We start from the raw sequence: 21533 nt of genomic DNA, 5'->3' as shown, positions 1-21533 counted from the left end.
GGTCCTATGCCGACCTTGGAACTATGCCGACCATTTCAGCGGTCGCGCAGGTCAACGGTGATGCTGAGGTTCGGAAGGTCGGCATAGTCGCGTAGTCGTGGCCACGCTTTCAGACACGGGGTGTCTGTCTGGAGGTGTGGTTCGTGACGAAGAGATCTGCGATAGCCCGGTCGTACCCGGATCGGGTTCCTCGGGTTCCGGTGGGCCCCTTGGCACCGACGGTGCTGGGCGAGTGCTCGGCCTGGTTGAGCATCAAGGGTTACTCCCCGGGCTCGGCGGCCGGGGTGCTGAACGCGCTGGGCCGACTCAGCTTGTGGATGCGAACGGTCGGTGCCGGTGTCGAGGACATCGAGGAGGAGCTCCTCGCCAGGTTCGTGGAGGAGGAGCGCGCGAGGGACGTCGTCTGCGTCACCGCGATGAGGGCCCGAGGGACGATGCGCAGGTTCCTTGTGGCGAGCGGATACCTGGGCTCTGTGGTGGTCGAGGACTGCCACCCGACGCCGGCTGCGGCTGCAGTGGCGCAGTGGCGTGGTTGGATGCGCGACCAAGGCGGCCTGACCGAGCAGACCATCGCGGCCCGCGTCCATTACGCAGCCGGCCTCCTGGACGCGCTGACCACCGACGGCGGGGCCCTGGAATGGCGTCGGCTTGAAGTCCCCCTCGTGAACGCCTACGTCGCCGAGCGCGGACGTGGCTACGGGGCTGTCGCACGTGCGCACATCGTGACCGCTGTCCGGTGCCTACTGCGGTGGGCGCTGAGCACCGGTCGTATCGACCGGGATCTTGCTCCTGGCATCCTGAAGCCCCCAGGAACGAAGCGTTCCTTGCCGCGTGGCGTGAGCGCCGACCAGGTCGCTGCACTGTTGGGGGCGTGCGATCCCGCCACGGCGATCGGGACCAGGGACCGGGCGCTCGTCCTGGTCCTGGTGAGGCTGGGCCTGCGCGCTGGTGAGGCAGCGGGCTTGAGGCTCAACGATATCGACTGGGCCACCGGCCAGTTCAAAGTCACCGGCAAGGGCCGCGAGCACGTGCTCCCGCTCCCTGTCGACGTGGGCCAGGCGTTGGAGGCGTGGCTGCGGCACCGGCCTCCTGCCCTGGACAGGGCGGTGTTCGTGCGGATGAAGGCGCCTCGCCAGGCGATGACGACCTCGGGGATCTCTGGCGTCATCGCCCGGCTGTCGGGCCTGGCGGGGATCGACCCGATCTACGCGCACCGGCTCAGGCATACCGCCGCGATGAGCGTGCTGGCCTCGGGCGGTTCCCTGACCGAAGCGAAGGAGCTGCTGGGCCACGTCCACGCCGCCACCACGATGGCCTACGCGAAAGTCGACCTCGCCTCGCTGCGTGAGCTGGTCGTGCCGTTCGGACAGGTCCCGCGATGACGACACCGACGACGCCGACGACGCTGCGCGAGTGGCTGGATGAGTACCTGGCGATGCGACGGGCCCTGGGGTTCCAGCTCGACGACGTCGAACGGCAGGTCGGCCTGTTCCTCGCCTGGCTCGAGGCACGCGGCCAGACACAGACCTTCACCATCGACGACGCCGTGAGGTGGGCGCGGCTCAACCCCGACGCGCATCCATCATGGTGGGCCACCCGGCTGTCGCTGGTCCGCCGCTTCGCCAACCACCTCAACGCCAGCGGCGTCGACGTCCCGGCGATCCCCAGCGGTTTGCTGCCAGCCAGGAAGCCGCGGGCGGTTCCCTTCATCTATAGCCAAGCCGACATCGACGCCTTGCTCGCCGCCTGCGACACGACGTTCACCGACGAGCGGATCGCCGCGACCGTGCGCACCGTTATCGGGCTGCTCGCTGCGACGGGGCTGCGGATCGGCGAGGCCCTGCGCCTGCGTGTCGACGACATCGACACCGCCCACGACCTGCTGGTAATCCAGGAAGCGAAGTCAGCAGAACGGCTGGTCCCGATCCACCCGACGACCACGGCCGCCCTGCTGCAATACATCGCCCTGCCTGCCCGAACAGCCACCCACCCCGACCCCCACGGTCCGGTCTTCGTGACCTCCAAGGGAACCAGCTACGCCTACGGACCGTTCCAGGCGCGGTTCAAACGGGTTCGCGAGGCCGCCGGGCTCACCCCGCGCGGAAGGGCACGCCCCCGCCTGCACGACCTGAGGCACACCTTCGCCACTGCGCACATGACCACCGCCTACGCCTACCACGGCGACCCCGAACGAGTGCTCACGCTGCTGGCCACCTGGCTGGGGCACTCCGACGCCGCCCACACCTACTGGTATCTGACCGCGACCGGGGAGCTCATGGCCCGCGCCGCCGGCCTGCTCGAGCACGACCCCGAAGGAGACCCCTCATGAACGCCCTGGCCACCAGCCTGCAGACCTACTTCACCACCTTCGCCCACGATCAGCGCGACTTGTCCGCCCACACGATCGCCTCCTACCGCGACACCTGGCGGCTGCTGCTCAAGCACCTGGCCTCCACGTTGGGGGTCCCCGCGGACTCCCTCGACTTCGACGCCATCACCGCCGCCAACGTGTCCGGGTTCCTCGACCAACTTGAGCACGAACGCGGCAACGCCGCCAGGACCCGCAACGCTCGGTTGACCGCGATCCGTTCCGTGCTCGGCCGAGCCCTTCCGGACCATCCCGAACACGCCGCCACCATCACCCAGGTCCTCGCCATCCCACCCAAGCGCACCATCAGACCCGTCATCGAGTTCCTCACCACCACCGAGGTCGACGCACTCCTCGCCGCGCCCGACCCCAACACCTGGACCGGTCGACGCGACCACGCCCTGCTGGCCCTCACCGTCCAGACCGGGCTTCGAATCAGCGAGATCCGTTCGCTGACCCGTGCCGACATCCACCTCGGCACAGGCCCCCACGTCGCCTGCACCGGCAAGGGACGACGCCAACGCATCACCCCGTTGACCCGAGCCACCCTGGGCATCATGCAGGCCTACCTCGCCGAACGAGCCACACGTCTCGGCACGGCCCTGTTCTGCGGTCCCCAAGGATGGCCACTGTCGCGTGACGCCCTCGAGCACCGCCTCGCCAAGCACCTCGCCACCGCCACGACCACCTGCCCCAACCTCGCGACCAAGCACGTCACGATGCACACCCTGAGGCACACCGCAGCGATGAATCTCCTCGCCGCCGGAGTCGACGTCTCGGTCATCGCGCTCTGGCTCGGACACGCCGACACCCACAGCACCGACGCCTACCTGCACGCCGACATGGCCATCAAGCAGGCCGCCATCGACCGAACGAGACCACCCGACATCAAGCCCGGGACCTACAAGCCCGAACCCGACATCCTGGCCTGGCTCACCGCGCTGTGACTATGCCGACCTCTCAACACCGAAGGCCAAGCTGTCAAACGCCATCACCGACAACATCGGCATAGTTCGAACGTCGGCATAGGACTTCAAATGCCGACGTCGGCATTTGAAGTCGGCCANCGAAGGCCAAGCTGTCAAACGCCATCACCGACAACATCGGCATAGTTCGAACGTCGGCATAGGACTTCAAATGCCGACGTCGGCATTTGAAGTCGGCCAGCCAGAGTTCGTTCGCGTTGTCGGCCTTGAACTCGTGCCGCGTCACGCCGTGCTTGTCGACGACGGCGCACAGGTCGTCGTGGACCGGCGGCCCTGGCTTCTTGCCGTTGCTGCCGCGCTTCTTGCCGTGCGAGGACCACCAACCCAACTCGGAGCAGATCCTCCAGGCCGTCCGCTCGGCCATCGACTCGCCAGCCTCCTTCGCTTCGTCGACCAGGAATCGGTAGCCGAACTCAGGGTCGTCACGATGCGCGTCGAACAGGGCGTTGGCGCGGTAGGCGGCGGCCAGTTCGGTGTCGGTGACCGGGCACTTCAGCCAGCGGTAGTAGGGCTGGCGTGCGATGTTGAGGACCCGGCACGTCACCGCGACGGTCACCCGCAGCGGGGCGTCCTTTGCGGCCAGCTCGCGGACGAGCGGGTACATCATTTTCCCGGCAGGTTGGCCTGCGAAAGGTACGCAGCAGCGCGACGCAGGACCTCGTTCTCTTGTTCGAGCAGCTTGATCCGCTTGTTCGCTTCACGCAGCGCATCGGACTCAGTCGTCGGGCTCATACGACCTGATGATCGTGATGAGTTCCGTTCGTCGATCGTGAGCCATCGCTTCAGGCACGACGGCGAGATGCCGAAGTCCTTCGCGACCTGGGCAACTGAGGAGTCCGAGTCCTTGTAGACCCGGATCACGTCCTCGCGGAACTCCTTGGGGAACGCCTTTGGCATGGGGAACATCCTTCCAGCGCCGACACATCGACGCAGATTCAGATGTCACCTATCTGTGCAGCAGTCCCTGTCGACATGCGCTCTTCCTAGGTTCAGGCAGGACGCGTGCCGTCCCGCAGTCTCCTAGGTCGACCAGGGGCCCGGGGAGCGATCAGTGCCGGCGCAACGTGGCTCGAGGCCCCCCCGGGCAGCAGAAGGCCCCGATCCGGCTCTCGGGTACCGGATCGGGGCGAGCCAGACAGTAGCCGCGGCCGCCGACACAACGGGCCGCTTTCGACAAGATTGGCCTGGCCGACCGGCCGAGCTCGAGCGGACCGGGGCGAGGTCAGCTGAAGTGTGCCGGCCGGCGCCGCGGCGGTCGGTTGCTGAGCTTCTGCGGAGGCGGAGGCAGTTCGCGGCCCAGGCGCCGGCGTGCTTCGTCGGCGGCCACGATGACCGCCTCCATGGCAAACGCCGAGCGACCGATGGCGCGCCCGAGCTCCTGGCGGTCGGTGACGATCGCGTCCTCGACCGCCTCGATCGTCGAGGCAGGCAGGTCGTGCTTCTTGCTGAAGCTCTTCCTGGTACTCACCTGCGCGCGATGACGTTCGGCGGCCGCGGCAATGTCGGCCCGCTGCTGTGACGCGCGGCGGGCGTGCAGCTCGAGCGCCTGGGCGAGCCAGCCGACGAAGGCACCGGGTGAGTCCGGGTCGGTGTCCAGGTCCGCGATGTACGCCGATCGGGCGAGGTCCCACACGCCGGGCTTCCAGTAGATCCCGACCGGGATCGTGGTCTGGCTCGTCACCTGGTCACTCCCTGGTCTCGTCCGCCGGCGGCCGGCTGCGGCCGCTAACACCAACGCCGCTGCATTCCCGGCCGGGGCACTGCGCAGCTGTTCTCACCGTCCCGCGTTTCCTTCCGTTTCCAGCTCCGAGGGGCGCAGCCGCGCCTCGACGCGACGCCAGCCGAGGCCGCGCCTACGCGGGCGGGTTATCCCCACCATCGGAGACGCGCCCACCTTTCCACAGGTCCGGCCCGAGGGCGGGTAGACGTCGGCTCCCACTGGCAGGCTTAGCCCTGTCAGTTCTTTCTATTCTACTCACGGAGGACAGCCGCATGACCGACACCATCCAGACCCCCATCGACACCCTCGCTCGCGAGGCCACCGAGGAGTTCCTGCACCTGGACCCCGCCGACATCATCATCGGCAGCAACGTCCGCACCGACCTGCGCGCCGACCACAAGGAGTTCCGCAAGTCGATCAAGGAGCGCGGCGTGCTGGAGGCCGTGACCGTCTACCGCAACGAGGACGGGCAGTACGTCCTGCTGCGCGGCCAGCGCCGCACCGTCACCGCCGCCGAGGTCGGCACCCCAACCGGATTCATCCCGGCCCGCGTCGTCCCCCTGCCCGACGAGGCCGACCGGATCGGGGACCAGATGGTGGAGAACATCCACCGCGCCGGGATGCGCGAGACCGAGATCGTTGCGGGCGTCGAGCAGTTGGCCCTGATCGGTGTGAGCGCCGCGCAGATCGCCAAGCGGACCTCCATCGACCGCCCGACCGTGAACGCCGCCCTGGCGGTCACCAAGGCCGACCAGACCCGCAACCGGCTGGAATCCGGCGACCTGACTCTCCAAGAGGCCGCGATCTTCGCCGAGTTCGAGCACGACCCCGATGCCGCCGAGCGCCTGGAGCGTGCACGGACCACGCGCTGGGGCGACTCGGTCGAGCATGTCGCCCAGAAGCTGCGCGACGAAGCCGCCGAGCGCGAGGCGTACGCCGCCGAGGTCGTGCGGCTGCGGGCCGAGGGCCTGCCAGTGCTCTCCGCGCAGGAGGCCGACGAGACGGACGGGTCGCTGGTGCTGGAAGACATGCGCACCCCTGAGGGCGAGCCGGTGCCGGTCGAGGAGTGGCCGAACCTCTCTGGCGTCGCGGTGATCGTCACCGAGGACTGGGAGTACCCCGAGCCGGAGGCCACCGAGGGCGAGGAGGACGCCGACGCCGACGCCGAGGACGAGTACGCCGAGCCGGTGAAGGTCTACCGGCTGTTGTGGGTGGTCACCGACATCGAGGCCAGCGGACTCGTCCACCGGAGCCGTGTCGGTCGCACCGACGACGACCAGGGCGACGACGCCGAGGCTCACGACCCGGGGACCGACGCCGCCGCCGAGGCCGAGGCCGAGGCCCGCCGCCAGGAGCGCCGCCGCGTCATCGCGAACAACAAGGCCTGGGCCAGCGCCGAGACCGTGCGCCGGGACTGGCTGAGTACGTTCGTGGCCCGCAAGACCGCGCCGAAGGGTGCCGAGGCCCTGATCTGCGAGGCCGTCGTCACCGGCCACCACACGCTGAGCAAGGCCATGGAGCACCGGCACCCGAGGCTGTTCGGCCTGCTCGGCATCGACGTGCCCAGCGGCTACTACGGCGCAGGCTACGAGGAGTGCCAAAAGATCGCGACCCGGGCCACCAGCCCCAAGGGCGCGATCATGACCACACTCGCCGCCGTCGTCGCGGCGTGGGAGGACTCCATCGGCAAACACACGTGGCGCAACCCGAGCCAGTGGGACGCCCGCATGCTCGCCGCGCTCATCGAGTGGGGCTACCAGCCCAGCGACGTCGAGCGGCTGCTGATCGGCGAGGAGCCGAGCGACCAAAGCGCCACCGACGACGAGGCCGAGGCCGTCGAGAACGACGCGAGCACCGACGCGGCCTGACCACCCTCTCCCCTTGAGGGCGGTTCTTCCTGTGGAGAACCGCCCTCAGTGGAATAGAAAGAATAGAATGAACGCAGTTCGTTTGATTTCCGACACAGGAGGACCACCGACATGGCACACGAGATCGAGACCCACGGCACCCAGGCAGCGGCCGTCTTCGCCCGCAAGGACGCCTGGCACCGGCTCGGCACCACCGTCCGCGACCGCGCGTTCACCGCCGAGGAGGCCATGAGGCTCGGGCACCTGGGCGGCTGGGACGTCCGCAAGTTGCCTCTCACCACCGCCGAGGTCAGCGACGGCGGCGTCACCCCCATCGAGGTCCCCGGCTTCGCCACGGTGCGCACCAACCCGTTCACCGGAGCACCCGAGGCGCTCGGCGTCGTCGGCGGCGGCTACACGCCGCTGCAGAACGAGGACCACGCCGATTTCCTGAACCTGCTGGCCGACGAGTCCGGCGCGATCTTCGACACCGCCGGGTCGCTGCGCGGCGGGCGGCAGGTGTTCATCAAACATCGCCGCGCTCAACAGCCACGACGGCACCAGCGCGTTCCGCATCCTCGTCACCCCGGTCCGCGTCGTCTGCGCGAACACCCAGAGCGCGGCCCTGAGCAACYRCGAGTCGTCGTTCTCGATCCGCCACACSCGCAACGCCAAGGCCGCCGTCCAGGCCGCCCGCGACGCGCTCGGGCTGACCKTCACCTACGTCGACGCGTTCCAGGTCGAGGCCGAGCGGCTGATCCAGCAGACCATGACCGACGCCACGTTCGACGCMCTGATCGACGCCACGTTCGGCAAGGCCGAGGGCAACGCCACCAACCGGGTCCGCGAGACCGAGCGCCGCCGCCGCTCCCGGCTGCACTGGCTGTTCGCCGACGCCGACACCCAGGCCGGCATCCGYGACACCGCGTGGGCCGGCTACCAGGCCTTCGCGGAGTACGTCGACCACTACGCCCCCGTCCGAGCTAAGGGCGACGAGGCCACCGCCCGCGCCACGCGAGTGCTCACCAGCGACGACCCCGACCGGATCAAGCGMSGCGCCTGGACCGCGCTCGCCCCGGCCTGACCATCCGCGCCAGTTCTTCCGGTGGCGGGCTGAGACCCCGAGTCCGGCCCGCCACCGGCCCAACCGAAGGAGGAGCCATGACCNCTCGCCCCGGCCTGACCATCCGCGCCAGTTCTTCCGGTGGCGGGCTGAGACCCCGAGTCCGGCCCGCCACCGGCCCAACCGAAGGAGGAGCCATGACCGAAACCACCGCCCTCGATACCGAGCAAGTCCGCGCATGGGAACTCCGGCCCACCGACACCCTGGTCGACCCCACAACCGGCGTCGCGTTCCCCATCACCACCGTCTCCGTGGATGAGCCCGGCCGCGCGGGACGCAGGGTCCACATCACCGCCCTGGTCCTCGGCGCCCGCATCCTGCCGCTCAACCAGTTCGTCACCATCGCGAAGCGGGACAACACCCCGACTTCCCCTGCCGCCGACGTCGAGGCCAGCGCCGCCAAGGACCGGCACACCCTCAGCGAGACGGCCTGCGACCTGATCGTCATCGAGCACCGGCTGCGCGACGTGCGCCGCTGGACCCCCGAGACCGCCAGCGCCCACCTGGACGCGGCCCTGTCCAGCGTCGCCACGGCGCTGGACGCCCTGCACGCCGAGTACGCCCACCGCACCACCACCGAACAGGAGCAGTGATGTCCAAGCAGACCCAGCCGGAGCCGACCGGCACCGTGATCAGCGAGCGCGACCAGCGCCGCATCCTCGCCGCCATGACGCGGATGCCGTACGCGGCCAGCAGCCGCGTCCCGAAGCCGTGGACGGCGCTGCGCGAGACCGTCACCGCCGATGCCGTCTTGGCGTTCCTCGACGGCCTCGCCGAGGTCCTGACCGAGGTCGCCGCAGAGAGCGACACGCACCGCCGCCGCCTGTTCTCCCTCGAGGCCGACATCGAGGCGTTCCGCCGCCTCATCGGCACCGCGCCCGCCGAGGTGACCCCGTGAGCGCGCACATCGAGTGGCTGGCCGCCCGCGAGACCAGCGTCCAGGTGTTCACACCCGGCGACGACTGGATCGGCGCCGGGGAGCACCGCCAGCCCGTCCTGACCCTCGCCGGTGACGAAGTGGTCGCGATCCAGGGCACGCCCGCCGAGTTGCGCGCACTGGCCGCCCGGATCACCGCCGTGGCCACCGCCGCGTCCGGTCGGCTCGACCTGGCCGCCGCACGAGAGGACCAGCCCGCATGAGCGACGACGCCAGCCTCCGCGCCCTGGAGGAGCGCGCGACCCCCGGCCCCTGGACTCCGGACGGCGACAAGATCCGTGCCACCGCCGCCGACGCCCTGATCCCGGACAACATCCTCGCGGCCTACTACACCGGCCACCGTCACCGGCTCGGCCTCGAGACCACCGGCCACGCCGCCGACGTGGAGTTCATGGCCGCTGCCCGCACCGCGCTGCCTGACCGGCTCGACCGGCTCGACCGCATTCGCGCTCTTCACGCCAAGTGGGGCGAGCAGTCGCCCGAGGACGCGGACGGCTACCTCGACCTGTGGGAGACGCTCGGTCGGCTCCTAGACGGCGAGCCCGGCTGACCAACAACCGCAAGGCCGCCCGTGCCATCGGTGCGGGGCGGCCCTCTGCGTCCGGCTGGTCACCACAGGGTCAGTTGCTCGCCCAGCAGCTCCTGGAGCCGCGTGAGGTCGTCGGCTACGAGCTGCGGGTCCTCACGCGCCAGGTCACGCAGTTCCCGAGCCCGCCGACGCGGCCCGCGCGGGTCGGCCAGCGGGCTGTACGGCAGTCGCCGTTGGACGGCCCACTCCTGCCGGTTCTTGCGCGCCGTCGAGACCACGACGTGTTCCGGCGCGATCCGCTGGCACAGCGGGTTGTGACAGCGGTGCCCGAGCAGCCGCGCCTCCGCGAGCGCGTCCACACCGTGCATCACCGCGTACGCGAACCGGTGGGCGATGATCACCCGACCCGGCGCGTACCAGAACCGGCCATGGCCACCGCCGTCGGTGCGCTCCCGCTCGGACCGACCCGAGACCGCCCCGGTCCACCACAGGCACTCACTGCCCGGCACCGTGGCCACCTTCGCCCGGTAGCGCGTGAGCACCGCCGGGTCTGTGAGCGCCGCCGCGACCGCCGCGAGGCCGGCGTCATCGAGCCGCCGAGCCGGCACCCGCTCCCCCGCTCTCGGCCGCCGCGTCGGGCTCCCCCTCGGCGGCCGGGCCGCCCTCGGTCTCCGCGCTGCCGGCCGGTGCGGCCAGCCGCCGCAGCCGCGTCGCCTCCCGCACGGTGATCGTCTCGCCGCACCACTCGACCGCCTCGCCCAGGGACAGCCCCTCGACCTCGGTCAACTCCCGCAGCGCATCCCCAGCGCGCTTCTCGGTCTCGGCCACCGCCGCGTCCCGCTGGCCGATCGCCACCATGACCTGTTCGGCCAGGTCGACCACCCGGCGCTCGCGCTCCTCACGCTCGCGCCGCCTCTTGTCGGCCATCTCCCGCGCCGTACGCCGCGCCTGCTGCTTGATCGTCTGCTGACTCATCGGTCCTCACTCCGTGTCGACATGGACTCTGACAGTCACCTACGACAAATCCCGGTCCCCGTGCGATCACCTCCGGCCAAGAAGCCTTCCGAACCCACCAACCTCGACCCCAGCCAGCCCGTTCAACTCCCGCAGCCCGACCCGACGCCCCAGCCGTCACCGACACCCCTCAGCGTCCCCCCAGATTTCCGCGACCTTCCAAGTGCCACACACCTCTTGCATTCTCGGTCTGCCGAATAGAAAGAACACATCAGCAATCCGACCGGAAGTGATCGCAGCGGGCGCCCGCGCGCACGTAGGTGACCGTGACGATGAGCCTCCACAAGCTGACGGCGGGGTCGGGGTACGACTACCTGACCCGCCAGGTCGCAGCGATGGACGCCACGGATAAGGGCCACACCGGCCTCGCGAGCTACTACACCGAGAGGGGCGAGACTCCCGGCGTGTGGGTCGGCTCCGGCATGGAGGGACTCGAAGGGCTCGACGCCGGCGACGTCGTCACCGCTGACCACATGCAGAGCCTGTTCGGCTCCGGTCACCACCCGCTGGCCACCCAGCGGACCAAGGACCTGGACCTGCGCATCGGCCGCGACGGCGTCGACCGGCCGACCGACGCGGACTACAAGACGGCCCGCCAGCTCGGCACGCCGTACAAGGTCTACGAAAACGACATCAGCCCGTTCCGGATCGAGGTCGCCAAGCGCATCGCGGCCCTCAACGAGGCCGCCGGCCTGCCGGGTGACTGGCCGGTCCCCGCGGCCGACCGGGCCAAGGTCCGAACCGAGGTCGGCACCGAGTTCTTCCGTGCTGAGCACGGCCGCGAACCCGCCGACGCACGCGAGCTGGCCGCCGCGATCGCCAGGCACTCCCGAGCGAAGACCAACGCGGTGGCCGGCTACGACCTGACCTTCTCCCCGGTCAAGAGCGTCTCGGTGTTGTGGGCGATCTCCGACCCGAAGACCGCCGCGGTGATCGAGCGGGCCCACCAGGCGGCGATCAAGGACGCGCTGGGCTTCATCGAATCCAAGGCACTGTTCACCCGCCGGGGCACCAACGGCGTCCGCCAGGTCGACGTCCGCGGCCTGGTCGCCACGGCGTTCACCCACCGCGACTCCCGCGCGGGAGACCCTGACTTGCATACGCACGTCGCCGTTGCGAACAAGGTCCAGACGCTCGACGGCAAGTGGCTGGCCATCGATGGCCGGCCGCTGCACAAGGCGGTGGTCTCGGCCTCGGAGACCTACAACACCGCGCTCGAGCGGCACCTGGTCGACGCCCTCGGCGTGCGGTTTAAGGAGCGGCCGAACGAGGACGCCCGCAAGCGGCCGGTGCGCGAGATCGTCGGCGTCGACCCCGAGCTGAACCGCCGCTTCTCTAAGCGCCGCGCCAGCGTCGAGGACCGCCGCAAGGTCCTCGCGGCCGCGTTCCATGCCACCCACGGCCGCCCGCCGACGCCGGTGGAGACCATCCAGCTGTCCCAGCAGGCGACGCTGGAGACCCGCGAGGCCAAGCACGAGCCGCGCTCGCTGGCCGAGCAGCGCGAGACCTGGAGCCGTGAGGCCATCGAGGCGCTGGGCACCCCTCAACGGGTCAAGCAGATGGTCCACGGGGCGCTGAACCCGAAGGGCGCAGCGCGGTCGCTGGCCGACTCGGCCTGGTTCGCCAAGACGACCGACCGGATCGTGGCGACGATGGAGGGAGCTCGGAGCACCTGGCAGTTCTGGCACGTCTACGCCGAGGCCCAGCGGCAGGTCCGGGGCGCCAACGTGCCCACCAACCAGGTCTCCCAGGTCGTCGAACTGCTCGTCAGCGAGGTCCTCGACGGCCGCTCGGTGAGCATGGCCCGACCCTGGGACGCCATCAGCGAACTGGTCGAGCTGCGGCGCGCGGACGGGGCCTCGGTCTACACCCAGAGCGGCGCCGTGCTGTTCACCTCGGGCAAGGTACTCGCCGCCGAGCAGCGTCTGGTCGAGGTCGCCGGCCGCCACGACGGGTACGCCGTCGAGCCGTCCTCGGTCGACCTGGCGCTGCTCGAGTCGACCGCCAACGGCATCACCCTCAACGCCGGACAGGCCACGCTGGTCCGCGAGATGGCCACCTCCGGTGCCCGGCTGCAGCTGGCGATCGCGCCCGCCGGATCCGGCAAGACCACCGCGATGCGAGCCCTGGCCAGCGCCTGGGCTGATGGTGGCGGCACCATCATCGGTCTGGCTCCCTCAGCGGCGGCCGCGGACGCGCTCCGCTCGCAGATCGACACCCAGACCGACACCCTGGCCAAACTAACCCACTCGCTCGAGCAGGCCCGCGAGTCCGGCGCCGCGATGCCCGCCTGGGTCGCCGGCATCGACGCCTCCACCCTCGTGGTCATCGACGAGGCCGGGATGGCGGACACCCTCTCGCTGGACGCGGCGGTGTCCTACATCCTCGAGCGCGGCGGCAGCGTCCGCCTGATCGGCGACGACCAGCAGCTCTCCGCGATCGGCGCCGGCGGCGTCCTGCGCGACATCCGCGCCACTCACGGAGCACTGCAGCTGACCGAGCTCGTCCGGTTCAAGGACCCCGCCGAGGGCGCCGCCTCGCTCGCGCTGCGCGAGGGCAAGCCCGAGTCGCTCGGCTTCTACCTCGACCGCGACCGCGTCCACGTCGGCGACCTGGCCACCATGACCGAGGACGTCTTCGCCGCCTGGCAGGCCGACCGTGCCGCCGGCCTGGACTCGATCATGCTCGCCCCCACCCGCGACCTGGTCAGCGAGCTGAACCAGCAGGCCCGCGCCCACCGGCTCGAGGGGATCGACCCGGCCGACCCCGACCATGAGTCCGCCAGCGGCCCGGTCCGCCGGCTCGCCGACGGCAACGAGGCCTCGATCGGCGAACTGATCATCACCCGCGAGAACGACCGTCGCCTGCGTACTTCGGCTACCGACTGGGTGAAGAACGGCGACCGCTGGAACGTGCTGGAGATCCACGACGGCGGCGACCTGACCGTCCAGCACACCCAGCACGGCCGCACCGTGCGGCTGCCCGCTGACTACGTCGCCCGATCCTCCGAGCTCGGCTACGCGTGCACCGTGCACACCGCCCAGGGCGTCACCGCCGACACGATGCACGGCCTGGCCACCGGCAGCGAGTCGCGCCAGCAGCTCTACACGATGATGACCCGCGGCGCGCACGCGAACCACGTCTACCTCGAGGTCGTCGGCGACGGCGACCCGCACTCGGTGATCCACCCGACGCTGGTCCGGCCGCTCACGCCGACTGACATCCTCGAGTCGGTGCTGGCGCGCGACGACACGCAGCGGTCCGCAACCAGCCTGCTGCGCGAGCAGGCCGATCCGGCCACCCGGCTCGGCGAGGCGTCCCAGCGCTACCTCGACAGCCTCTACGTCGCCGCAGAGGATCTCCTGCGCCATGACCACGTTGGCCAGGACGCCAACGGCGCCCCGATCAACGTGGTCGATGCCCTGGACAACGCGGTCGAGACGCTCGTCCCTGGGCTCTCGGAGGAGGCCGCCTGGCCGACCTTGCGTGCCCATCTGCTGCTGCTCGGCGCGGCCGGCGAGAACCCTGTCGACGCGCTCCGGGCGGCCGCCGGCGACCGGGAGCTGGAGACCGCGCACGACCGCGCCGCGGTCCTCGACTGGCGCCTGGACGCCTCCGGCCTGCGCAACGCCGGCGCAGGGCCGCTGCCGTGGATGCCCGCGGTCCCGGCCCGCCTGGCTGAGGACCCGCACTGGGGCGCCTACCTCTCCCAGCGCGCTCACCTGGTCGAGCAGCTCGCCGACCAGGTCCGAACGCGGGCGACCGACCAGGCAGCACTGCCGGCGTGGGCACAGAACGGCCTCCGGCCCGAGGCCGCCACGGTCGCCAACGTCGAGGTCTGGCGGGCCGCCATGCGGGTCCCGGTCGACGACCGGCGACCAACCGGTGCACCGCAGCTGCAGAAGGCCTCCGCGACCTGGCAGCGACGGCTCAACCGCGCCGTCACCGGCGACCACACGCCGGCGCTCAAGGAATGGCGCCAGCTGCTCTACTCGCTGGCCCCGCAGGTCCGCGACGACGAGTTCACCCCGCTGCTCGCCGAGCGGCTGGCCGCGATGTCCCGCGCGGCCGTCACCGCCCACGAGCTGCTGCGCACCGCCACTGCGGCCGATCACCCGGCCGGGCCGCTGCCCGATGAGCACGCCGCGGCGGCCGTGTGGTGGCGCATGGCCCGTCAGCTCACCCCGGCCGTTGCCTCCCAGATCGGCGACGGTTCCCACGGTGAGAGCGTCACCACCGAGTGGACTCCGCGGCTCGCGGATCTGTTCGGTCCCGAGCGCGCCGCGAGCATCCAGGCCAGCACCTGGTGGCCCGCGCTCGTCGCGAACGTGGACCACGGCGTGCAGCGCGGCTGGCAGGTCGAGGCTCTGCTGGGTGCCGGGCGGGCGATGCCGAGCGACGGCTGGGAGGGCGTCGACGAGTGCCAGGCGCTGGTCTGGCGGACCTCGATCGCGCTGGAGACCGCTCCCGACGAACCACCCGCAGAGCTGTGGGACGGGATCGAGCCGGACCCGGAGACGCTCGTCGACCACGCCGCCGACCCCGACTGGGCCGACTGGCCGCTCGCCGAGGACCCCGGCCCGTACGACGAGCACGCGGCCGACGAGCACGTGGCCGACGAGCACGTGGTCGACGCCGTCGCTGGCGACCTGGTCGACGTCGACGAGGACCAGTTCGTCGAGCCCGACCTGACGCTGGCCGCCTACATCCGCGACCTCGGCGGCAGCCGACTGGAGCCCACCGACGCCGACCTCCGGGTCATGTACCAGCGGGCCGACGAGTGGCACTCCTCCCCCGTCTCGCGTGAGCGCATGCTCGAGATCAACGACATGGCACGGGCCTTCTTCGAGGCCCGGTTCACCGACTCGTGGGGCCGCGACTACCTCACCGGACGGTTCGGCATCGACCTCGCCGGCGACGAGCGGTTCCGTCCCGGTCAGGCGCCAGCCGGGTGGACCAACCTGGTCGACCACCTGCGCGGCCGCGGTGTCAGCGACGCCGAGATGGTGGCCACTGGCGTCGCCACCGAGGCCAGCACCGGTCGCCTCATCGACCGGTTCCGCGACCGGGTGATGTTCCCGGTGATCCACCAGGGCGAAGTGCTCGGCTTCGTCGGCCGCCGCCGGCCCGACCTCACCCACGCCGACAAGGGCGGCCCGAAGTACCTCAACACAGCCGCCACCCCGCTGTTCCACAAGGGCGCCCAGCTATTCGGTGTCGTCGACGAACTGCTGGCCGAGGGTGCGGTCCCAGTGATCGTCGAGGGCCCGATGGACGCCGTGGCGGTCACGCTGGCCAGCGCCGGCCTCTACCTCGGCGTGGCGCCCCTCGGCACGTCGCTGACCGATGAGCAGGCCGCCCAGCTGGCTGCAGTCGGCCGAGACCCGATCGTGGCCACCGACGCCGACCTCGCTGGCCAGGTCGCGGCCGAGCGCGACTTCTGGATGCTCACCCCGCACGGCCTCGACCCCGGCTTCGCGCGGTTCCCCGACGGCCTCGACCCCGCCGACCTACTCGCCCAGCGCGGGCCCGCCGCGCTCACTGCCGCGGTGGCCAGCGGCCAGCCCGCCTTCCGCTCGCTCGGTGACCAATTGCTCACCGAGCGGCTGGACAACCTCGCCCCGGAGCAGGCACATCTGGCCGCCATGCGGGTCATCTCGGCACGTCCCAGCCGCGCCTGGGAGCCGGGCGTCAACCAGGTCCGGGCCCGGCTGCAGCTCTCCCAGTTGCAGGCGCGACGCGACCTGCGCGACGCGATCAAGACCTGGGATGCCGACCCGCGGAAGGCGGCACTGGCCGAGCTCCACAAGAGCAGCGAGGTTCGCACACGGCTCTCGGCCGCGGCCGAGAAGACCCCCGCCGAGCGGTGGGCCACCTTGGCTCGCGAGCTCGACCCGCGGCTGCTCGAGCAGGGCGACTGGCCGGCCACCGCCGCGATGCTGCAGCAGGCCCACGAGCAGGGTCAAGACGTCGGCGCCGCCACGCGCGGCCTGGTCGCTGAGAAGCCCCTGGGCGACAGCCCTGCGCGTGACCTGCGCTACCGGATCGTGTCCCGCCTCGAGATCCCGATCGACACCGGCGAAAGCACCCCGGCGCCGACCCAGTCGCCGGGCGTGGCACGAGATCGGCAGGACGTGAACCGTCCGCGGCCGCCCCGCCGCGGTACCCCTCGCCGGTGACCCGCTCCGGAAGCCCGCAGGCTGGCGTCACGGTAAGACCAGCTGCACGATCCTGTGGTCGCGGTGACAGCGGCCTCCGCAGCCGGTCTCGTCGATCAACGTCTTGGCCTCCAACGCACTATCAGCCGTCTGGTGCAGGGACACGGCTCCGTGCCGGTACCTGACAGGCCCAGAAGGTCTGCACGCCACCAACGCGATAGCTCCTTCGCCGGAGACCCACGGAGCGTCGTTCCAGATGCACTTCGCCATCGTCAGAAAGGTCCTGTGCTCACGTGAGCAATTGTGCTGCCGCCAAACTGGTCCCAGATCGGTTGGAGTCACGATCGTCATCCTCACGCAGCGAAGAAGCCAGGGTCTACCCAGGCCGCGGCCGACCGGATGGACTACGTCGGCTGCCAGCCGCTGAACGGGCCAACGAGGTCGGCCCGGCTGCTACCAGAGGTGTTTCGCCGCCGCGTTCGAGAAGTCACCCAAGGCGACTGCGCATGGCTGCGAGCCGCGCCTGCGGCTCGGGGTGGGTTGCGAACCACCGCCGCTCCAGCCGCGACCACGCGGGGCCGCCGTCGGGCGTCGGCCGCGCCAGGCTTTTCTCGTAGAACCGCATCAGCTCGGCGGCCGCGTCCAGGTCGCGAGTCAGGTCGATGGCGAAGAGATCGGCGGTGGCCTCTTCGCGCCGGTCGAAGGTGAAGCGGAGACCGAGAAACGCCACGGCCGCACTCATCGTGGCCAGCAATGAGGGGCCGGCCAGCTGGGGCGAGGCCGCAAGAGCAGCTGCAGTGAGACCAGCGCCTGCCAACACGAGGAGTAGGTAACCGACCAGCCACGAGTACCGCGCCGCGGCCGAACTGCGCTCGCGGCGGATGACGTGGCCGAGCTCGTGGGCGGCCAGGCTCTGCACTGCGCGGGCGCTGAGGCCGGTGAGCGCGGCCCGCGCGAACACCACGGTGGGGGGACGACCAGCCCGGAAGCGGGTCACCGCGAGACCACCATCGCCCACGGTCCCATCGGCTTCCCCGGCGACCGGGGCGCCCAGGATCGCAACGACGTCGGTTGCCGGAGGCGGGACGTTCGCGACTGCGGCGACGGCGGCCATCGCCGCGGCGGCCCGCTGCTGCAGCAGGACGTCGACCGGGCTTGTTTGCGCGCTGGTGCGCCAGCTGACCGACCAGGCGAGCAGGACCTTCGCAAGCGCCACGATCAACAGAACGGCTCCGCCGAGGTAGGCGATAGTCACCACGATGAGGAGCGCTGAGGTCAGCTGATCCGGCATCAGTCCTACGCCTGGGAGGTCGAAGGGGCGAGAACGCTCAGAATGGCTCTCCCACAACGAAGCGGTGTGTGACTACCCGCTGGCAGGGGTTGCCGTTCTCTCAGCGGCGTTCTAACGCCGTCTTGAGCCCGTCGTGCCCACTTCATCGCGATGCAGTGGGCGCGAGCTCCACGTCTGGGGTCGCCGACGTCGATGGGATTGCGCGGTCCTCGGCCGCTCGGCCGCGGGCGGCTGTCGCAGGCTCCTCGAGGTCCTCGGTCGCCTCGACCATTTGACGCTGCTCCTCTGTGCTCGGTACGCCGTATCGGCGATTGGCCATCGCCTCGACCTGTGCAACGGCGTTCCACACGTACTCACCCGAGCCGTGGGAGTAGCAGGCGTTGACGTGTTCGCGCGCGTGGCCGAGCTCCTTCTTGCTTGAGCGCGGGTGCTCGCCGAGAGCCTTGAGGGCGCGCTGGGCTCGGCGGATGGCCTCGGAGCGTTCGTTCATCTGCATCATTCGCGGGGTCCCTTCTCGGTGCGGGTGCGCGGCAGAGCGCCGCCCAGCTCGTCGTCGTGGATTTCGCCGGTGTCGAGGTCGACGAGGCCGAGCCGCGGTGGACCGGCCGGCGATTGTTCGTGTGCCCGCCGGTTGACGGGCAGAGCGTCGATGTCGTGGGCGAACGTGTTCTCGCGGCGCTGGCGGCTGGCGTCGGCCAGGTGCTCGCTGTGGCGCGGCTTGGCCGGCCAGCTCTTGTGCTCGTCGTCGCAGTGGGTGCGCAGCCTGTTGCGCATCCGGTCGGTGAACGCCGCCAGGCAGTAGCGGTGCCACTCCTCGAGCGCGTCGCTGGTCATCGCCAGGCCGGCCCGCCGGCGCTGGTCGGCAAGGACGGCGATCTCGTGGACCAGGTGCGGGTGCAGAGGCCAGCAGCTGGGGATGAGCCCGGAGACGTCCCAGGTGTACTCGCGGTTGAGCCAGATCACGACGTCCTCGAGCCACTCCCACAGGTCGTGACGCAGCTCGGGGTCCAGGCAGGTCGACGGCTCCCAGGGCCGCGACAGCAGCGCGTGGTTACCCAGGGCCTTCTTCTCCTCCTCGGTCCCGTTGATGGCGATGTGGAGCTCGCGGTAGGCGAGGCGGACGTGGTCCCCGGGGACGGGGAACGGGAAGACCATCAGCGTGGGTGCCGCCCGGCGGGTCTGCTGCTCTGTGGTCACAGTTCACTCCTTGCGTGGTCGGTCTCGTCGTCGACGAAGCCGAGACGGCGTGCCTCGACGAGCGCGGCGGTGGCTCGGGCCTCGGGGGTGATGACCATGCGCCGGTCGTTGGTGAGGCGCTCGCGCAGCGCCCGCTGGTCGGCCAGCAGGCGTTCCCCGGCCTTGCCTTCGACGCAGCGGTGCAGCTTGGCGATGATCGGCTTGCCGTTCTCGGCGACGACCAGAGCTTGGCGTTCGGGCAGTTGCCGGACTTCCTCGGGCCGCATGATCGGGATGTCGTCGCCGGAGAAGCTGCGCCCACCGCCACTGGCTCCGCCGGTGGAGTGGGTGACCCGCCCGATGCGGACCGTTCCGAGGAGGTCGGAGATCTCCTGGTTGAAGGCGACGTCCTTGGAGCCGCCGAACATCACCAGGGCGTTGGTGAGGCCGAGCAGTGCTCGGGCCTCGTGCTCACCGAAGATGCTGGTCAGCTGGGGCCGAGTCTGGGCGGCCCAGATGAACGACAGCCCCAGGGCGCGCTCGTTGGCCATTCGGGTGCGCAGGGTCGGAAGCGGCGCGGTCGACGGCAGCTCGTCGAGCACCGAGACCAGGGGCGGGCACAGCCGGCCGCCCCACGGTGAGCTGTTGGCCAGCAGCAGGCCGGTGTCCAAGACGTGCTCGGCCACGGCGGTCATCAGGGGGCTGGCCGAGGCGTAGGGGTCTTCGCGGCCGAGCAGGTAGATGGTGCCGCGTCGACGGATCACGTCGGCGAGGTCGGTGGCGGGACGTCCGGGGCTGGGAATGCAGCGGCGGCGGATGTCGGCCTGGAAGAACAGCGAGACCGCCTGCTGCACTGTGGTGACGGTGTTGCCGGCGGTGCGGTCGTCACCGTTCAGCGCACCGTGCAGGAGGCCGTGCCAGAACGGCTCGGCGTGCGGGTGCCGCCGCAGGATCTCCATCGGCTGGGTGGCTGCGGTGGGGTTGGCGACCCACTGCAGCACGTCCTCGAGCGTCCTACCGGTCAGCGCCGCGGCGTGGAAGTAGCCCTGCAGCACCTTCGCGGACTCGGCGGCGTAGAACCGCGCAGCATCGTCGCCGGTGCCGCCGGTGATCGCGCCCTTGACGGTGCCGGCGGTGAAAGCCTTGGCGCGCCGCTCGGCGACCTTGGGGTCCACGCAGCCGGCGATCGGGTCCCAGATCAGCTCGTCGACGACGCCCTCGGCCAGGCCGAAGGGGTCGAGCACCACGCAGGGCCGGTCGTCGCGGGAACGCTCGGTGAGGCTGAGCAGCAGGTCCTCGACCTTTGTCAGTGTCACCAGGGCGGCACCCGGAGCGCCGAGCAGCGCAGGGGTGAGCAGGTCAAGGGTCTTGCCGGATCCCTGCGGGCCGATTACGCCGGCGGTGCGGTCCCACGGCACCCACAGCTCGCCGCCTCGCGGCTCGTGGGCATCACCGATGCGCCAGCCCACGTCCCAGGGGTCGAACCTCAGCTTCATCGCGCCACCTCGGGAACGGTGTCCCCGCACGGGGCGAGGCAGCGACGGCAGATCACCGCACGGCCGTGGCGTTCTTCTTTTCGGCGGCCGAGGAGCGGGAAAGAGGTGTCGGACAGCAGGTCGCGCGCCTCGCAGAGGAGTTCCACCTGGCCGGCAGCCACGTAGTAGTGGCGCCCGACGAGGACCGGCCGGTGTCCGCGGCGGCGACAGCTGATGCCGCCCAGGCGGCGGCCGCGGGTGCGAAGTGTCGGGTTGTCCTGCAGTGGGGTCTCGTTGCTCATCGGTCTTCCTTCGTTCGCCGGCCATGCAGGAGCCACGGGCTGAGGCCGTGGCCCAGCTGCGGGCCGGGTTGTTCGGTGAGGTCGCCGGCGGTGCGCTGGACCGGCGCTGCTGTCGCGGCGGCGTGCTTGCCGTAGAGGTCCGGGCGGACGATGCCGGCGACCTTGCGGAGCCGGGTGACGCCGAGCAGCTTCTCGGCCTCGGCTGCGGTCGCCATGCCGCGCATGCGGCCCGGGCCCCAGCGCTGGTAGGCCCACGCGCCGAGCCACATGGTCGCGGTGAGCAGCGCGACCTCAGTCAGGGCGAGGCTGACCCAGACCAGGCCGCTACCGGCCAGACCGTCGGGGGTGGGGCTGGGCAGCCCGGCGTCGGCGTGTCCGCCGAGGACGCCGGGAAGGCTGGTCCAGAAGGCGGTGCCGATGGGTGAGGGGAACGCGCCGGCGTTGGCGTCGGGCCATGTCCATCCGGCGCCGGCGACCAGGTTGGCGACTGATCGTCCGAGCTGGATGCCAATGACGATGATGAACAGGGTCGCCAAGGCCACCGCTACGGGGATCTCCCAGGTCCACGGGTAGGGGTCTCGTCGTCGCTCACGCTGCATCGGTCTGG

Annotated in this window: 19 protein-coding genes and 1 pseudogene; 10 read left to right on the top strand and 10 right to left on the bottom strand. The window is 70.7% G+C overall.

Translation table 11 applies throughout. The annotated features are described in order from the left end of the window. Nucleotides 1–200: 200 nt before the first annotated feature. The 3 genes from ASD30_RS09650 to ASD30_RS09640 are packed head-to-tail and all read left to right on the top strand — an operon-like array spanning nucleotide 201 to nucleotide 3315. Nucleotides 201–1382 (top strand): tyrosine-type recombinase/integrase, encoded by a 1182-nt coding sequence (locus tag ASD30_RS09650; RefSeq protein WP_235532554.1) that lies wholly within the window; start codon nucleotides 201–203, stop codon nucleotides 1380–1382. Then, nucleotides 1379–2329 (top strand): tyrosine-type recombinase/integrase, encoded by a 951-nt coding sequence (locus ASD30_RS09645; RefSeq protein WP_056680693.1) that lies wholly within the window; start codon nucleotides 1379–1381, stop codon nucleotides 2327–2329. Before ASD30_RS09650 ends, ASD30_RS09645 begins: the two co-directional genes overlap by 4 nt. Beyond that, nucleotides 2326–3315 carry a tyrosine-type recombinase/integrase gene (locus tag ASD30_RS09640; protein WP_056680689.1) on the top strand — a complete coding sequence of 330 codons (990 nt, stop codon included), beginning with the start codon at nucleotides 2326–2328 and terminating at the stop codon, nucleotides 3313–3315. The genes ASD30_RS09645 and ASD30_RS09640 overlap by 4 nt, the downstream gene beginning before the upstream one ends. A gap of 642 nt (nucleotides 3316–3957) precedes the next feature. On the opposite strand, the gene ASD30_RS09630 is transcribed toward ASD30_RS09640, so the two are convergent. Next, entirely contained in the window at nucleotides 3958–4251 is a 294-nt protein-coding gene (locus ASD30_RS09630; protein ID WP_056680686.1) for an IS3 family transposase, read from the bottom strand. A 325-nt stretch (nucleotides 4252–4576) separates the two neighbouring features. After that, nucleotides 4577–5035 carry a hypothetical protein gene (locus ASD30_RS09625; protein WP_056680684.1) on the bottom strand — a complete coding sequence of 153 codons (459 nt, stop codon included), beginning with the start codon at nucleotides 5033–5035 and terminating at the stop codon, nucleotides 4577–4579. Between the two features lie 311 nt (nucleotides 5036–5346). Here ASD30_RS09625 and ASD30_RS09620 point away from each other — a divergent pair, with 311 nt between their 5' ends. The 6 genes and pseudogenes from ASD30_RS09620 (at nucleotide 5347) to ASD30_RS09595 (ending at nucleotide 9531) form a co-directional block, all read left to right on the top strand. Continuing rightward, on the top strand, nucleotides 5347–6942 hold the full coding sequence (locus ASD30_RS09620; RefSeq protein WP_056680681.1) for a ParB/RepB/Spo0J family partition protein: 1596 nt from the start codon (nucleotides 5347–5349) through the stop codon (nucleotides 6940–6942). Nucleotides 6943–7053: 111 nt separating this feature from the next. Continuing rightward, nucleotides 7054–8005, top strand: a pseudogene (locus ASD30_RS09615) (DUF932 domain-containing protein). Nucleotides 8006–8181: 176 nt separating this feature from the next. Beyond that, nucleotides 8182–8637, top strand: coding sequence for a hypothetical protein (locus ASD30_RS09610; protein WP_056680676.1), 456 nt, complete (start codon nucleotides 8182–8184; stop codon nucleotides 8635–8637). After that, nucleotides 8637–8942: a hypothetical protein gene (locus ASD30_RS09605; RefSeq protein WP_056680673.1), complete on the top strand. Its 306-nt coding sequence runs from the start codon at nucleotides 8637–8639 to the stop codon at nucleotides 8940–8942. Before ASD30_RS09610 ends, ASD30_RS09605 begins: the two co-directional genes overlap by 1 nt. After that, nucleotides 8939–9184, top strand: a complete 246-nt coding sequence (locus ASD30_RS09600) for a hypothetical protein (RefSeq protein WP_056680670.1) — start codon at nucleotides 8939–8941, stop codon at nucleotides 9182–9184. Before ASD30_RS09605 ends, ASD30_RS09600 begins: the two co-directional genes overlap by 4 nt. Beyond that, complete coding sequence (locus tag ASD30_RS09595; protein WP_056680667.1) at nucleotides 9181–9531, top strand: hypothetical protein; 351 nt, start codon at nucleotides 9181–9183, stop codon at nucleotides 9529–9531. The genes ASD30_RS09600 and ASD30_RS09595 overlap by 4 nt, the downstream gene beginning before the upstream one ends. Nucleotides 9532–9590: 59 nt before the next feature. Here the strand turns inward: ASD30_RS09595 and ASD30_RS09590 are convergent, their stop codons facing one another. Continuing rightward, nucleotides 9591–10118: a hypothetical protein gene (locus ASD30_RS09590; RefSeq protein WP_056680664.1), complete on the bottom strand. Its 528-nt coding sequence runs from the start codon at nucleotides 10116–10118 to the stop codon at nucleotides 9591–9593. Beyond that, the gene (locus ASD30_RS09585) at nucleotides 10096–10485 is read right to left on the bottom strand and encodes a hypothetical protein (RefSeq protein WP_056680660.1); all 390 of its coding nucleotides are present in this window, start codon (nucleotides 10483–10485) and stop codon (nucleotides 10096–10098) included. Before ASD30_RS09585 ends, ASD30_RS09590 begins: the two co-directional genes overlap by 23 nt. Nucleotides 10486–10796: 311 nt before the next feature. On the opposite strand from ASD30_RS09585, the gene mobF reads away from it, so the two are divergent. Further along, entirely contained in the window at nucleotides 10797–16703 is a 5907-nt protein-coding gene (gene mobF, locus ASD30_RS09580; protein WP_056680657.1) for a MobF family relaxase, read from the top strand. Nucleotides 16704–17169: 466 nt separating this feature from the next. Here mobF and ASD30_RS09575 read toward each other — a convergent pair whose 3' ends face one another. The 6 genes from ASD30_RS09575 to ASD30_RS09550 all read right to left on the bottom strand — a co-directional run bounded on the left by ASD30_RS09575 (nucleotide 17170) and on the right by ASD30_RS09550 (nucleotide 21525). Continuing rightward, nucleotides 17170–17973 (bottom strand): M48 family metalloprotease, encoded by an 804-nt coding sequence (locus tag ASD30_RS09575; protein ID WP_056680653.1) that lies wholly within the window; start codon nucleotides 17971–17973, stop codon nucleotides 17170–17172. A gap of 142 nt (nucleotides 17974–18115) precedes the next feature. Next, on the bottom strand, nucleotides 18116–18463 hold the full coding sequence (locus ASD30_RS09570; RefSeq protein WP_156393578.1) for a hypothetical protein: 348 nt from the start codon (nucleotides 18461–18463) through the stop codon (nucleotides 18116–18118). A 5-nt stretch (nucleotides 18464–18468) separates the two neighbouring features. Then, a complete protein-coding gene (locus tag ASD30_RS09565) occupies nucleotides 18469–19170 on the bottom strand; it encodes a hypothetical protein (RefSeq protein ID WP_056680647.1) in 702 nt (233 codons plus the stop codon). Next, the gene (locus ASD30_RS09560; RefSeq protein WP_056680644.1) at nucleotides 19167–20645 is read right to left on the bottom strand and encodes a type IV secretory system conjugative DNA transfer family protein; all 1479 of its coding nucleotides are present in this window, start codon (nucleotides 20643–20645) and stop codon (nucleotides 19167–19169) included. Before ASD30_RS09560 ends, ASD30_RS09565 begins: the two co-directional genes overlap by 4 nt. After that, nucleotides 20642–20926 carry a hypothetical protein gene (locus ASD30_RS26885; RefSeq protein ID WP_056680641.1) on the bottom strand — a complete coding sequence of 95 codons (285 nt, stop codon included), beginning with the start codon at nucleotides 20924–20926 and terminating at the stop codon, nucleotides 20642–20644. The genes ASD30_RS09560 and ASD30_RS26885 overlap by 4 nt, the downstream gene beginning before the upstream one ends. Next, complete coding sequence (locus ASD30_RS09550; protein WP_056680638.1) at nucleotides 20923–21525, bottom strand: hypothetical protein; 603 nt, start codon at nucleotides 21523–21525, stop codon at nucleotides 20923–20925. The genes ASD30_RS26885 and ASD30_RS09550 overlap by 4 nt, the downstream gene beginning before the upstream one ends. Between the last annotated feature and the right edge of the window lie 8 nt (nucleotides 21526–21533).

It is taken from the genome of Nocardioides sp. Root140 (assembly GCF_001426745.1).
GTDB lineage: Bacteria > Actinomycetota > Actinomycetes > Propionibacteriales > Nocardioidaceae > Nocardioides.
The sequence above is the reverse complement of the archived record's forward strand: the minus strand, read 5'-3'. Positions and strand labels throughout refer to the sequence as shown.